Annotated in this window: 12 protein-coding genes and 1 pseudogene; 7 read left to right on the plus strand and 6 right to left on the minus strand. The window is 54.0% G+C overall.

Translation table 11 applies throughout. From position 1 onward, the window contains the following. Positions 1-4: 4 nt before the first annotated feature. Together curA and OGV38_RS18610 are read right to left on the minus strand one after the other, a co-directional pair. Complete coding sequence (gene curA, locus OGV38_RS18605) at positions 5-1,042, minus strand: NADPH-dependent curcumin/dihydrocurcumin reductase (RefSeq protein ID WP_080858791.1); 1,038 nt, start codon at positions 1,040-1,042, stop codon at positions 5-7. Between the two features lie 58 nt (positions 1,043-1,100). After that, positions 1,101-1,676, minus strand: coding sequence for a helix-turn-helix domain-containing protein (locus OGV38_RS18610; RefSeq protein WP_046275593.1), 576 nt, complete (start codon positions 1,674-1,676; stop codon positions 1,101-1,103). A gap of 37 nt (positions 1,677-1,713) precedes the next feature. Here OGV38_RS18610 and OGV38_RS18615 point away from each other — a divergent pair, with 37 nt between their 5' ends. After that, on the plus strand, positions 1,714-2,232 hold the full coding sequence (locus OGV38_RS18615) for a GNAT family N-acetyltransferase (RefSeq protein WP_016156571.1): 519 nt from the start codon (positions 1,714-1,716) through the stop codon (positions 2,230-2,232). After that, positions 2,229-2,678: a DMT family transporter gene (locus tag OGV38_RS18620; protein WP_016156572.1), complete on the plus strand. Its 450-nt coding sequence runs from the start codon at positions 2,229-2,231 to the stop codon at positions 2,676-2,678. The genes OGV38_RS18615 and OGV38_RS18620 overlap by 4 nt, the downstream gene beginning before the upstream one ends. 66 nt (positions 2,679-2,744) lie before the next feature. Here OGV38_RS18620 and OGV38_RS18625 read toward each other — a convergent pair whose 3' ends face one another. Both OGV38_RS18625 and OGV38_RS18630 read right to left on the minus strand, forming a co-directional pair. After that, positions 2,745-2,978, minus strand: a complete 234-nt coding sequence (locus tag OGV38_RS18625; RefSeq protein ID WP_016153143.1) for a YdcY family protein — start codon at positions 2,976-2,978, stop codon at positions 2,745-2,747. Positions 2,979-2,995: 17 nt separating this feature from the next. Continuing rightward, positions 2,996-4,594, minus strand: a pseudogene (locus OGV38_RS18630) (ABC transporter substrate-binding protein). 282 nt (positions 4,595-4,876) lie between these two features. Here OGV38_RS18630 and OGV38_RS18635 point away from each other — a divergent pair. The 3 genes from OGV38_RS18635 to OGV38_RS18645 are packed head-to-tail and all read left to right on the plus strand — an operon-like array spanning position 4,877 to position 11,326. After that, positions 4,877-6,184 (plus strand): SrfA family protein, encoded by a 1,308-nt coding sequence (locus OGV38_RS18635; RefSeq protein ID WP_269517264.1) that lies wholly within the window; start codon positions 4,877-4,879, stop codon positions 6,182-6,184. A 4-nt stretch (positions 6,185-6,188) separates the two neighbouring features. Next, positions 6,189-9,170, plus strand: coding sequence for a virulence factor SrfB (locus OGV38_RS18640; RefSeq protein WP_046275606.1), 2,982 nt, complete (start codon positions 6,189-6,191; stop codon positions 9,168-9,170). Beyond that, positions 9,167-11,326, plus strand: coding sequence for a virulence factor SrfC family protein (locus tag OGV38_RS18645; protein WP_286474393.1), 2,160 nt, complete (start codon positions 9,167-9,169; stop codon positions 11,324-11,326). Before OGV38_RS18640 ends, OGV38_RS18645 begins: the two co-directional genes overlap by 4 nt. A 19-nt stretch (positions 11,327-11,345) precedes the next feature. Here OGV38_RS18645 and OGV38_RS18650 read toward each other — a convergent pair whose 3' ends face one another. Then, a complete protein-coding gene (locus tag OGV38_RS18650) occupies positions 11,346-11,519 on the minus strand; it encodes a GhoT/OrtT family toxin (protein ID WP_016153148.1) in 174 nt (57 codons plus the stop codon). 192 nt (positions 11,520-11,711) lie between these two features. Here OGV38_RS18650 and yncL point away from each other — a divergent pair, with 192 nt between their 5' ends. Then, positions 11,712-11,807, plus strand: coding sequence for a stress response membrane protein YncL (yncL, locus tag OGV38_RS18655; RefSeq protein ID WP_071524268.1), 96 nt, complete (start codon positions 11,712-11,714; stop codon positions 11,805-11,807). 119 nt (positions 11,808-11,926) lie between these two features. Here yncL and OGV38_RS18660 read toward each other — a convergent pair whose 3' ends face one another. After that, positions 11,927-12,706, minus strand: coding sequence for an AraC family transcriptional regulator (locus OGV38_RS18660; protein ID WP_269517263.1), 780 nt, complete (start codon positions 12,704-12,706; stop codon positions 11,927-11,929). A gap of 101 nt (positions 12,707-12,807) precedes the next feature. Between OGV38_RS18660 and OGV38_RS18665 the strand changes: the two genes are divergently transcribed. Continuing rightward, the gene (locus OGV38_RS18665; RefSeq protein ID WP_269517262.1) at positions 12,808-13,935 is read left to right on the plus strand and encodes a multidrug effflux MFS transporter; all 1,128 of its coding nucleotides are present in this window, start codon (positions 12,808-12,810) and stop codon (positions 13,933-13,935) included. Positions 13,936-14,105: the final 170 nt, after the last annotated feature.

A 14,105-nucleotide genomic window follows, 5' to 3' on the forward strand; every position in this document is an offset into this window, starting at 1 on the left:
CGTTTTACGCATCGTCTGCAAGACGAATCACCACTTTACCGAAGTTTTTGCCGGTCAGCAGACCGATAAAGGTCTGCGGCGCATTTTCCAGACCGTCGGTGATTTGCTCGCGGTAATGGATTTTGCCCTCTTTAACCCAGCGCCCCATCTCCCGCTGAAACTCCTGAATGCGGTGACCATAATCCTGACCAATGATAAAGCCCTGCATCCGAATTCGCTTTTTCAGCAGCGTTGCCATCAGCAAAGGTAATCTATCGGGTCCGCCTGGAAGCGATGTGGCGTTGTAACCGCTGACCAGTCCGCACAGCGGAATGCGCGCAGAGGTATTGAGCAATGGCAGAACGGCGTCAAATACCTTACCGCCAACGTTTTCGTAGTAAATATCGATCCCCTGCGGACAGGCTTTTGCCAGCTGTTGCGCAAAATCTTGTGCATGGTGATCGAGGCAGAGATCAAAGCCCAAGACCTCGGTGGCATGTCGGCATTTCTCTGCCCCGCCTGCAACCCCGATCACCCGGCAGCCTTTGAGCTTACCAATCTGCCCTACCGTTGCGCCAACCGGGCCGGTGGCGGCGGCCACAACCAGCGTTTCCCCTGCTTTTGGCTGACCGATATCCAGCAGCCCCATATAAGCAGTAAATCCTGGCATCCCCATCACTCCCAGCGCCCAGGAGGGATGTTCAGGATTATCGCCAAGCTTCACCAGCCCGTTACCGTCGGAGATGTCATAGTCCTGCCAGCCGCTGTAGCTCAGCACCCACTCGCCTGGCTGGTAATCAGGATGGTTGGAGGACACCACGCGACTCACGGTCCCGCCAACCATCACGCCGCCAATCTCTACCGGCGGAGAGTAAGACGGCTCATCGCTCATGCGTCCACGCATGTAGGGATCGAGGGAAAGAAAAATGGTGCGCAGCAAAACCTGGCCTTCACCCGGCGTTGCCACCTCATCGTCTTCAAGACGGAAGTTTTCAGGGACCGGCGCGCCATGCGGGCGGGAAGCCAGTACCCAGCGGCGATTGCGATTAGTCTGTTGACCCATGATGTGCTCCTCTGCTTTTGGCATGATTCCATCAATAGTAGCAGCCTGTGTCCGCCAGTTAGCTGACGACATGATTTAACCGCACAACCAGGTAAACGCAGGGGTGTGCGGTTTCATTGATAAACCGACAATCATTCGGCGGACCAAGCTCCAGGCAATCGCCAGCCCGCATTTCATGACGCACGTCCCCTTCCACAAAGACCAATTCCCCCTGCTGTAGCCAGATAAGTTGTCTTGCCTGCACGTAGGAAGAGGCTGGCATCGGGATATCGCTTCCGGCGGGCAATTCTATCTGCACCAGATCAATAGGTAGATCGCTGCGCGGTGAAACGTGGCGGCGCAGATAGTGGCTTTGCGGGTCGTGCCAGACAGGCTGATCAGCGAAGCGCAGCAGCTTGCCCTCCTGCATTTCGGCCCGCGCCATCAGCATAGACATGCTGATACCAAAGGCACCGGAGAGCCTGCCCAGCAGCGTGGCCGTTGGGCTGCTCTCACCGCGCTCTATTTTATGGATCATCGCCCGCGACACGCCTGCGCGTTCAGCGAGTTCCGTCAGAGACCAGCCGCGAGACTCCCGCTCAATGCGAATTCTTGCACCGATCCGTTGATTTATGCTGTCTTCAATAGTATTCATATTGTAATACTATAGTGAACAATCCCTGAGGTTCAACATGTCCATTCGATTTGCCAGCAAAGAAGACTGTGCCGCCATTGCAGAAATCTACAACCACGCGGTACTGCATACGGCGGCTATCTGGAACGATCAAACGGTCGATGCCGAAAACCGTATCTCATGGTATCAAGCCCGCCAGTTGATGGGCTATCCGGTGCTGGTGAGTGAAGAGAATGGCGTAATTACAGGGTACGCCTCCTTTGGCGACTGGCGTAACTTTGATGGATTCCGTCATACCGTTGAACATTCGGTATATGTCCATCCTGCTCATCAGGGTAAAGGCCTGGGACGAGCGCTGCTCAGCAGGTTAATAGAAGAAGCCCGCGCGTGCGGCAAGCATGTGATGGTTGCGGGCATTGAGTCTCAGAATCAGGCGTCGCTGCATCTGCACAGCACGCTGGGTTTTAAAACCACCGCGCAAATGCCACAGGTTGGCACGAAATTTGGGCGCTGGCTGGATCTGACTTTTATGCAGTTGCAGTTAGACGATCGCCGCGAACCGGATGCCAGCAGATGAACCAGACGCTAACCCTCTCCTTTCTGATTGCCGCAGGTATTGGTCTGGTGGTGCAAAATACCTTGATGGTACGCATCACGCAGACGTCCTCGACGATCCTCATCGCCATGTTACTTAACTCGCTGGTCGGGATCGTGCTGTTTGTCAGCATACTGTGGTTTAAGCAAGGTATGGCGGGGTTTGGGGAACTGGTTTCCAGCGTGCGCTGGTGGACGCTAATCCCTGGCTTGCTGGGATCGTTCTTTGTTTTTGCCAGCATCAGTGGATACCAAAATGTGGGCGCAGCAACCACTATCGCGGTGCTGGTGGCCAGCCAGTTAATCGGCGGACTGGTGCTGGATATTCTGCGCAGTCATGGCGTGCCGCTGCGGGCGTTGGTGGGGCCGGTCTGCGGCGCGGTGCTGCTGGTCGTTGGGGCCTGGCTGGTGGCAAGACGTTCGTTTTAATTGCGCTTATCCGGCCTGAACATGCAGGCCGGATAAGGTGTTACTTCGCCATCTGACAACAACGAATTAAAGGATTGTGCCGCCTTTGGTCAACTGTTCGCGACGGGTTTCCATATCCTCTTTATGCTGACGGCCATGATGTGCGATAGCCGTACGCAAACGCTGTTGCTGGGTGTAACGTTCTTCCCGGCTCAGCACGACATCATCGCTGAGTTCAATCAGCAATTCATTCATATGCGTAATGACGCTCTCTTCAATGGCGGCATCAACACGTGCGCTGACCTCATCCAGATGCGACATAACCTCTCCTTAACTCATTAATTTAATTTTGCTTTTGAAAAATCGCTGCCCATCAGGCTAACGCTGTATCCGCTGACGTTGCTGCGCGTCGCGTAAAACGTTTTCCCGTTTGCCAACGCGATCCACGGAGCCTGCTGGTAGAAAATCTCTTGCGACTGCTGGTAAAGCGCGGCGCGTTCTTCCGGTTTACTCACCAGTTTCGCCTTTTGAACCAGCGAATTATACTCTTTATCGCACCAGCGCGCGGCGTTAGATCCGGTTTTAATGCTGTCACAACCCAGCAGTACATCGGCGAAGTTATCCGGATCGCCGTTGTCTGACATCCAACCGAACAACGCGGTGTCATGCTCACCTTTACGCATTCCGGAGAGATATTCGCCCCACTCGTACGACACAATTTTCGCCTTCACGCCAACCTTCGCCCAGTCGCTTTGGATCATCTCGGCAATCCGTCGGGAGTTCGGGTTGTATGGGCGCTGAACCGGCATTGACCACAGCGTCGCTTCAAAGCCGTTTTCCAGTCCCGCCTGTTTCAGCAGATCTTTCGCTTTTTGCGGGTCATAAGCGTAATCCTGCAGATCTTTATTGAACCCCAACATATTCGGCGGAATTGGCGATTTTGCCACCGTACCGGAACCTAAAAAGACGGCGTTAATAATGGCCTTTTTGTCTGTCGCGTAGTTAAGCGCCTGACGCACCAGCACGTTATCAAACGGTTTTTTCTCGGTATTAAACGCCAGATACCCGACGTTCAGCGCTTCAACCGAATGCAGCGTCAAATCTTTATTCTTCTTAATCTCGTCAAACTGTACGGGCGCAGGCGCCGGAATTATCTGACATTCATTGGTTTGCAGTTTCGCCAATCGGGTCTGAACGTTTGGCGTGATTGAGAAGATCAGGTGCTTCGTGGGGACGGCGCCGTCCCAGTAGTTTGGGTTGGCGAGATAGCGGATTTGCGAATCCTGCTTGTACTGCTGCAACACGTATGGCCCGGTGCCAATTGGTCAGTTATCGACGTTTTCCGGAGTGCCTTTTTTCAGCATCACGTCGGCATATTCCGCAGAGAGGATGGAGGCAAAATCCATTCCCCAGTCGGCAAGAAACGCGGCGTTAGGTTCATTAAGGATAAACTGAACGTGATAATCATCGACCTTCTTCACTTCTTTAATCAGTTTATCCAGACCGACATCATTGAAGTATTCGTAGCTTCCCTGAGAAATTTTGTGGTACGGATGATCGGCATCTTTCTGTCGTAATACCGAGAAAACCACGTCATCAGCGTTGAAGTCACGGGTTGGTTTGAAGAATTTATTACTGTTGAATTTCACGCCCTGACGCAGGGTAAAAGTGTAGGTCTTACCGTCCGGCGAAATCGTCCAGTCCGTTGCCAGAGACGGAACTGGGGTATTTTTTACCGGATCAAAGTTGATGAGTCGGTTGTAGAGCACCTGTGAGCTGGCCACAAACGATGGACCGGAACTGGCGATTTGCGGGTTAAATGACTCTGGCGACGCTTCTGAGCAGTAAATGAGAGTGTCAGTATTGGCCGCGAACGCCGCGCCTGATGGTAAGACGGCGCTGAGCGCCAGCGCGAGTAACGTTTTCCTTGCAATCATGGTTATAAGCCTTCTTATTTTATTATTAACCGGGATATCAGAGCATAGCTGACAAAAACTGACCAATAACAAATCACTATCAGGTTATTCTAATCCGGTGTATTTCGCTGAATAATTCATCACCCTAAGCGAATTAATTTCCCTTAAGTCTTTTTCAAAACGTCAAGATTTTTCCCGGCACTCTATGCCATGAAAATTCGCCCCTTTTTGCCTCTCTTCCACCGTTTGCTCGTTTTTATAAAACGTAAAGTAGATACGTGAAGAAGTCTAAGGGGCAACAACGTGGCAAAAACTCTCTTGCGCAGCGGCAATTTGGATGACTATCAGGCCGTGGGCGGCGGTGGTCAGGCCGTGTTTGATTCAGCATTGCAAATTCGTGAAACGCTTCGCCTGCGTAAACAGCAGGCGATGGTGGATTGTCTGGCGATCCCACAAATTAACGACAACGGCGATCGCGTTGACTGGTATTCGCCGATTGAAGGGAAAGCCGTTGCATGGAAAGCCGCTGATGAAGAGGCCCGTTTTCGTGCGCTGCGCTATCTGGGAAGCACGCTGGAAAATGCGGCGGCGCTGAGCCGTAAAAGTCTGCAATCGGGTAAAACCTCCCTGCAACTGTTTGGCTCACTGCTGGAAAAAGCCATCCAGTTTCCTGGTGAGAATCACGTGTTTCTGGTTGAAGGTAAACCCGTTATTACGTTCTGGGGTTTCATCAATCTGAATGAAAATCCTCGCGACGATGTGCTCGATTGCCTGCGCCTTGCCGATATTCCTCCGGTCGTCACCGTAGCGGAGCCTGAGCCGGAAGAGGAAATCACTGCCCAAATCACCTTCGTCGAGGCCGACGCACCTTTGCTGACTCCAGTCGTTGAGCTACCTAAACCGGCGGAACCTGAACCACAACCCCCGGTCGTTGTTAACGAACCGGAAGTCTCGCCGCCGCTCGCACAGAAGAAACCCGCACGCCGCCTGCCTTTGTGGAGCCTGCCCGTTGCCGCGGTGATCATTGCAGCCATGGTTGGGCCGCTGCTGTGGAAGCAACAGCCCACCCCGCCCGTACCCGCTGTTCCCCCAAGAGTCGTCGCTAAGGCAGATATAGCACCGCTGCCAGAACTGACATCTGCACTGCCGTTGCATCGGGCTGAAGTGGCTCCGGCTGCGAAAAAAGAAAAACCTGTCGAAGGACCGGTCGTGATCGCCGCGATTCCGAAAGATGCGCTGGTGATGGATGCCAACCAGATGAAGGCAGGAACGACGCGTTTTCTCAACGGTAACTGGCGCGTAATGGTTGATGTTAAAGATCCGGTTAGCGGTAAAGCGCCGTCGCTGCGCTATCAGATCCAGGCCAATAAAGGTACTGCGCGCGTGGTCCATGGCGACAATATTGTTTGTCGTGCCGAGATTTTCTCCGGTTTGCATCAGTCAGGTGAATTAATGATTAAGAGTCGCGGGAATGCCCGTTGTACGGACGGGTCACGTTATCCGATGCCGGAAATTACCTGCAAAGCGGGAACCAATGACGTCGCCGCCTGTACCGCACGTTATGACGATCACGCGGAAATCCCTCTGACGATCAAAAAGATAGGTGCCTGATTTTATGTTGGTGAATCTGTGTGACTACAAACAGAGCGTGACGCTCATCGCCAATAGCGGTGTGCAATTTCTGGATTTTGGCCTGACGCCGCAGGAATCTGCGCATCATGGACGCTTTGTGCGCAAAACGGCAAACGGTCCCCTGCTGCGGCTGGATTTCGATCTGACAACCGGACGTTATACCTTACCTGGCAGCACCGGCGGTCAGCCCGAAGTGGTGAAGCCGGAAAGCACCCAGAAGCTGCATTATTCGCTGGACGTGCTCGACGGTGTCTGGCTGCCGCTGCCGTTCCTGCGCTTCAACCCGCCGCGTACGTTTGTTGAAGGCCCGGATAACTGGGCGCGCGTACAGGTGCGAAAGCTGGCGCAACCTGACAGCGCGGGCAACACCCACCGCGTCACCGTGGCGCTGGACAGCCAGCTCACTGAAAATGCCCCTGCGGCGTTAACCCCCAACGAAAATGACCTGCTGAACGGTACGCGATTTGCGCTGGCCTGGCATGACAACGAAATTGCCGATTTCCTCGACCAGACCTGGATTGACGGCTGGTTGCGCGAATCCTTTATGCATCATGTCACACAGCATGAGAACCGCTCAGAACAAGAGATCCAGCAGGCGCTGCGTAACTTTGAATATCAGGCGCACTGGCTGAATGTGCTGACCCTGTTAGGCGAGCAGCTTTCCGTTCCGGAAGTGAAACTGGTCACGCATACCCTTAGCACGCCCGCCATTCCCGTTGATCTTATCCTGGATATCGGTAACACCCATACCTGTGGCGTCCTGATTGAAGATCACGGGGATGCCAATGACGGACTGCGCCAGACAGCCGAATTGCAGGTGCGTTCGTTAAGCGAGCCACAGTTTCTCAACGATCCGTTGTTCACCAGCCGACTGGAGTTTTCCGAAGCGCGTTTTGGTAAGCAGCACTTTTCCGTGGAGAGCGGTCGTGATGATGCCTTTATCTGGCCGTCGATTGTCCGCGTTGGCGATGAAGCCCGAAAGCTGGCGATGCAGCGCATGGGCACTGAAGGCAGCAGTGGGATCTCCAGCCCGCGCCGTTATCTGTGGGACGAAACGCCGGTGTTGCATGACTGGCGCTTTAGCCAGATGAATGGCAAAACCCAGCGCGAACCACTGGCTACCGCCTTCCCGCTGATGAACCTGATGAACGATGACGGGCAACCGCTGTTCAGCCTGCCGCAGGATGATCGTCTGCCGGTCTTCTCACCGCAATACAGCCGCAGTACGCTGATGACGCATATGTTGTGCGAAATACTGGCCCAGGCGCTGGGGCAAATTAACAGCGTGGCGACGCGTTTGCGCCTCGGATTCCCGGCATCTCCTCGTCAGTTGCGTACGCTGATCCTGACCCTGCCGTCGGCGATGCCCAAACAGGAGCGTGAGATTTTCCGCCTGCGCATGTTTGAAGCTATTGCGTTGGTCTGGAAAGCAATGGGCTGGCACCCGCAGGATGAAGACTTCACCACCCGTAAACAGCAGGAAAAGAGCGTGGTTCCCGTACCTGAGATCCAGATGGAATGGGATGAGGCCAGCTGCGGGCAACTGGTGTGGCTGTATAACGAAGCTATCTCTCACTACGATGGTCACACCGAATCGTTCTTTAACGCCCTTGCCCGCCCGGACCGTCTGCCGGAGCCTGGTGAGACTAAAGGTCGTGCGCTGCGCGTGGCATCGATCGACATTGGCGGCGGGACAACGGATATGGCCGTCGTCCATTACCAGCTTGATGACGGCGTGGGTACAAACGTCAAAATTACCCCGCACCTGCTGTTCCGTGAAGGCTTTAAGGTTGCGGGCGATGACATGCTGCTGGACGTGATTCAGCGTTGCGTGTTGCCTGCGCTGCAAACCCGCCTGCAACAGGCTGGCGTGACCGACGCCGCCGCATTGCTGGCCACGCTATTTGGCGATTCCGGGCGCATCGACACCCAGGCGATTTTGCGTCAACAAACGGCGTTACAACTCTTTATGCCGCTCGGTCATGCGGTACTTTCTGCCTGGGAACAAAGTGATATTAACGATCCGGTAGCGGGTCTGCATGCCACCTTTGGCGAACTCCTGAGCCAGCAACCAACGCGCAACGTACTGAATTACATCCAGCAGGCTATCGATCATGCGTTGCCTGCTGGATCGCCAGCGTTTGATGTGCTGAGCGTGCCGTTACAGGTGCAGTTCAGGCAGTTACAAGAAGCGTTACTGGCGGGCCAGTTTACCCTGACCTCCCCACTGCACGCGGTCTGTGAGGCCATTTCACACTATCGCTGCGATATTTTATTAGTGACCGGCAGACCCGCCTGTTTACCTGGCGTACAGGCGTTGATCCGCCATCTGCAGCCCGTTCCGGTTAATCGTATGATCTGGATGGATAACTACCGCGTACATGAGTGGTATCCGTTCAGCCAACAAGGGCGGATTGGTAACCCCAAATCCACCGCAGCAGTTGGTGCCATGTTGTGTAGCCTGGCGCTGGATCTACGCTTGCCGCGTTTCAACTTTAAAGCTGCCGATATCGGCGCTTACTCGACCGTACGTTATCTCGGCGTGTTGGATAATACGGTCAATACGCTGCGCGATGAGAACATCTGGTATCACGATATCGATCTGGATAAGCCCGGCGCGAAGCTGGATGCCCGCCTGCACTTCCCATTGCGCGGCAACGTTACGTTAGGTTTCCGTCAACTGGCCAACAGCCGTTGGCCTGCCACACCGCTGTATACGCTCAGCATAAATTCTGCCGAACTGGCAAAAACCATCGCCGGAGATGGCGTGTTGAATGTACGGCTGCAGCTACGCGGTGGTAGCAAAGAAAGCGGCCCGGAGTTCTTCGTACTGAGCGATGCGTGGTTACAGGATGGCACTCCCGTTGCCGCCAATGCCTTAACGTTAAAACTGAATACGCTGGCAGACCGTCGCCATAGCGGGAGCCATTACTGGATTGATAGCGGGAGCGTGTACCTGAAATGAGTAAGATGTTAAACACCGCGCAGGCCGCCATCGAGTGGGTAACTGATACCCGTCAGCGTGCGGCGCGTCTTGATGATGAAGCGGATGCCCTGTTGGCGCAGCTCACCCTGGCCGCCGTTAATGAATCTGCGTTGAAGACGACCTTTTCATCGCGAGGATGCGTTGGGCTTTACGGACATTCGCAATCGGCAAAAGCGCACCTGCTCACAGCATTGTGCAGCAACGCCAATGGCAAAGTGAATATCGTTACCCCGGATCGCAGCTTTGATTACTTTTCACATATTAATCCTGGTCATGCGCCAACCAATATGGCGATCCGCTTTACGCGTGATGAAAATCCGCTCGATGGTGAATGGCCGTTGCGCCTGCGGCTACTCAGTGAAGCCGAACTGGTACAGCTATTTATTACCCAGTTCTGTGCGCTTGCGGACAACCGCCAGGTCGAGAAATCGATTATTGAGGCGCGCCTGGAAAAATGGCAAACGTTGCGCCAGCGTCATCCGGTGCCGGGCATTACCGCGCATGATGTCGCGGCAATTGGTCGTTTCTGGCGCGCCTGCGTACCGGCCAGACAGCAGCAATTTGACGACGCGCTATGGCATCAGTTTGCCACGCTGCTACCCGCACTGGATCTGACTACCCGGGCAAACGCCTGGGCGTTACTGTGGGGAGAACAGCCAGAGTTGACGCAACAGTGGTTGGCGCTGGCGCATACGCTGCAACAAACCGGGAGCGCGCAAGAACTCGCGGCTCCGCTGAGCCTGCTGGTTGACCATTTTGGTTTACCTGTCGAGAGTTTCCTGACTCAGGTAGCATTGAACGGGAATGAGGCGCAAAGCGATGTGGTGGTTCATCCAATAGAAAATGATCAGTTGCTCAATGCGGTCAGCCTTTCTCAGGCTTCGCTGGCGCTGCTCACGCGCGAGCTGGTCCTGACGGTTGAAGACGCGGTACTGGAAAATGTCGATCTGCTGGATATTCCCCTCGCCCCGGATGTTCATCCCCATCCATTGTGGCAGGCCAAATTAGGCTGGATGCTGGAACATTATCGCCAGCATCTGCAACCGGATGTACTTTTAATCTGTAATGCGGTATCTACCCGCTCCCAGACGCCCGCCATCACCCGCAAACTACTGGGCTGGGTTAACGACACTCAGCCCGTACATGACGCCGCATTGCCGGGAGTGGTCTGGGCCATTACTCCGCAGGATGCGCGGTTTAGCACTCAGCAAAATCTTGATGAATCTGTGCAGCAATTAATGGGCAAACCCGGACTGCACTGGGGCACGCTGCAGGCGCTGGATAAACACAGCTTACAACGCCTCGTCGAATGGCTGACTCAGGCAACCTCGCCCCAGCAACGCCAGGCGAGATTGACCTCCCTGCGTGAGCAGCACCAGCAGCGTGTACGCGAAACCCTGATCGGCTGGATTAACCCCGTTGAAACCGAATCGGGTAGCAATGAGTCGGTGATCCGCCAGCTCCAGGCCCAGGCGGCAAAACATGGCGAACTCCTGGACGGTTTGCTCCCGCCGATGCGCCTCTTTGAGTCGCTACTGCGTGTTCAGCAGCCGCGCGAGGAACAGGTGAGCGGATTATTTAATGAAGAGATTGACCTGTTTGCCGAGGTGCGTGACACACCGCACTCGCCGGAAAGCAAAGAGACCGGGTATCAGGCGCACAAAATGTGGGTTAACCACGTGCGCCAGTGGTGTCGCGATGAAAATAATGCGCGCCGTTTACGTCTCGAGCCGCGTACGCTAAGGCAGGTTGCTGATATCCTCGTCACCACCAGCTATCGGCTGGAGATGCCGCAACGCTTACAGCGCATTATGCAGCGAGAAAACGTCTGCGCCGCGCAGCTTCACGCCGATATTGGGGATTTTATTACCTGGCTTGGATTTGCCAGCGTGGCAGAGGAACAGCGTCCGGCCAGCAGGATCCAAAAAGGATCGGCTATTTTTAGTGCCCCGGCGCAACAGCCGATGTTACGGTTGACGAAACTGGATGAACAACCTTCGCATGGCGCAAGCCGTTACGTTTACGACTGGCTGGTCGCTTTGTATACCCGCGCCAATGAAAACGTGGGATATCAGCATCCAATGGATGTTTGCGCAGCCGACAAAAAACGATTAGATACCCTGCTTTCCTCCTGAAACGGCGTTTACGCCGTCATCAGAAGAGAGAAAACATTAACGCGACGGGAAAACTCATCGGCCAGGTCGCCCCGACTAATACCGCGCTGAGAAAACGAATCCGCTTTTTATCGCGGGAAAGAAACCAGGTGATGATTGCCGTGATAGCGGCCATCACCGCATAAAAAACCAGCATTTTTTGGTACAGAGACATGTCAGGCATCCGGGCCGAAAGGTAAAATCGCGCGCAATATGCTCTTTTTCATGACCCACATCAAGTTTTATTAATTATTTTAAGAGAAACGCCGGTAAAATAAGCCGTTTTCATTATGTTCAGAATCCGTACTATTGCGGATAGTTATAACCCGTACTATACCCATAAGGGTTAAAACGAAAGGTGGCACAAATGAATGTTTCCAGTAAAACTGTGGTGCTGATAAATATATTTGCTGCTGTAGGACTTTTCAGTCTGATTTCCGCAAGGTTTGGCTGGTTTGCTTGATGTCGTTCTTCTTGATTAATTGCAGCGTCCGCTGGCAGAGAGGCTCTTCTCTCTGCCATTAGTACACGATTTTCCCACTCTCCTGCCACCCGGTAAATTATCCTTAGTATGTAATACCCCTAATCCTTCTGCGGCATTATATTGCCCGCATAACGGCTCGGTGTTGTGCCGGTATGCTGATGGAAAAAAGCGATAAAAGCACTGTCACTGACAAATTCCAGATATTGCGCCACCTGGCTGATCTGCCCCCCGTCAGCCAGCATCTCCATGGCTTTTAATAGTCTAAATTGCTGCCGCCAGCTCTGATAATTCATCCCGGTATCCCTGGTAAATATTCGACTGATCGTCCTCTCGCATGCCCCAACTCGTTGGGATAATTGATTTAGTCGTGGTGGCAATTCGCCCATGCGTACTTCTTCAAGCCACACGTTCAGCCGTGGATCTGAGGGAAACTGCAACGTCCAGTTTTCACTGCGGGCGGCCCGCATTTCCTCACAGAAAACGGTGATAAGACTGGCCTGCTGCGCGGCAGGCATTTCCCACGGCCAGAAAGCCATACGTTCTATTACTTCAAAAAAGAGAGGATTAACGTCGACTATCTGCAGCGGTAACTTAGATAACGGCAATGTAGTTGAAAAATACAACGAACGATAAGCCATCCCCCCGCGCATTATGGCGCGATGTACCGTACCAGCCGGGATCCAGACCGCGCGCCGTGGCGGTAGCAGACACAGGGCATTCTCCAACTCAATCGTAATGCTTCCCGCTGCCGAAAAAAGTAGCTGATGACGAAGATGGCTATGCCGGCCGGAATCGTGTACGCCCATCTCGGAGGCAATCCCGATTACCGGTTTATCAAAGCTATCCGCATCGAAATCATCATCTGGGGCAATTTCCATTATCTGTCCGATAGTTGATATTTAAAGTCTTGATAATGGTAATGCGACACCTCCCTTTCAGCAATAATGCCCGCCAGTTTTCTGTCTCTCTGGATATTGCTATGAACACTCTTCGCCGCCCGCCGCTGTGGCTTCTTACTTTGCTGATTATGTTTCCGCAACTGGTGGAAACCATTTATAGCCCGGCATTGCCAGGAATCGCCACGTCTTTTCACGTAAGCAGTGAGCGCGCGGCGCAAACACTCTCCGTTTATTTTATTGCCTTCGCCATCGGCGTGGCAATGTGGGGTTGGCTGAGCGACTGCCTCGGTCGACGTTGGGCGATGCTGGCAGGACTTATCTGCTATGGGTCAGGTTGTGCCCTGGCCGTGGTTGCCACTGACTTCAGCGTTTTGCTGCTGGCGCGGATGATCTCAGCCATCGGCGCGGCTGCCGGGTCAGTGGTGGTACAGACCATGCTACGGGACACTTATGAATCAACTGCACTATCTCGCGTCTTTTCCGTGATGGGCGCTGCGCTGGCATTGAGTCCCGTTTTCGGCCTGCTAAGCGGAGGTTGGTTGGTTAGCCTATATGGTCATACCGGTGTATTTATTGCCCTTGTGCTGCTGGCGCTGCTACTGCTACTACTGACTGCGACCATGCTGCCAGAAACCCGGCCCGAAAATACGCTCAGCCCCAGCCTTGCTGCACTGCTCTCCCGCATGATGCGTGACCGCGAGCTGTGGAAAAATACCATGCTGGTTGCGCTGCTGAACACCATGCTGTTTAGCTATTACAGCCTGGCTCCGTTTCTTTTCGGGCAATTGGGATGGAGTTCCAGAGCCTTTGGCTGGACGGGGGGACTACTTGCGTTTGCTTCGCTGTCGGGCAGCCTGCTGAACCGGAGATTATTGACGACAGACCTGACGTCGGAACAGAGGGTACGTTATGCCTGTGCGCTGGCAGCATTGTCAGGCCTCGCCGCGTGGTGGTTACAGCACTCCGCGTGGATTCTGATACCGGTTTTCGGCGCGGTGATTGCCTATGGCATCGCGATCCCTAATGTGCTGAGTCAGGCCCTACGCCACTATCGTGAACAGGCCGGGGCCGCCGGTGCATTATTCGGATTAAGCTATTACCTGTTGCTGGGAATGATGCTGGGGGCTGCAGGCATGGTGCAACAATTGGGGCTGGTTCTGAGCGTCTGTGCGCTACTTGCCTGGATTTGCAGCTTGCGCCGCGGATAACCGGATGAGGTTCCTGAAAGCACAAAGCCCTGACATTAATAAGCCGGGGCTTTGTTGTATTAATAGCCTGACCTCGCGGATATTTCCAACTTACCGCCGTCCGATGGCGACGAGGCCAGTGGCGCGAATAATATAGACACACGTTTGCCAGTATTTAGCTATCCGTGCCG

This window comes from Citrobacter sp. Cb080, from assembly GCF_030334745.1.
GTDB classification, from domain to species: Bacteria; Pseudomonadota; Gammaproteobacteria; order Enterobacterales; family Enterobacteriaceae; genus Citrobacter; species Citrobacter braakii.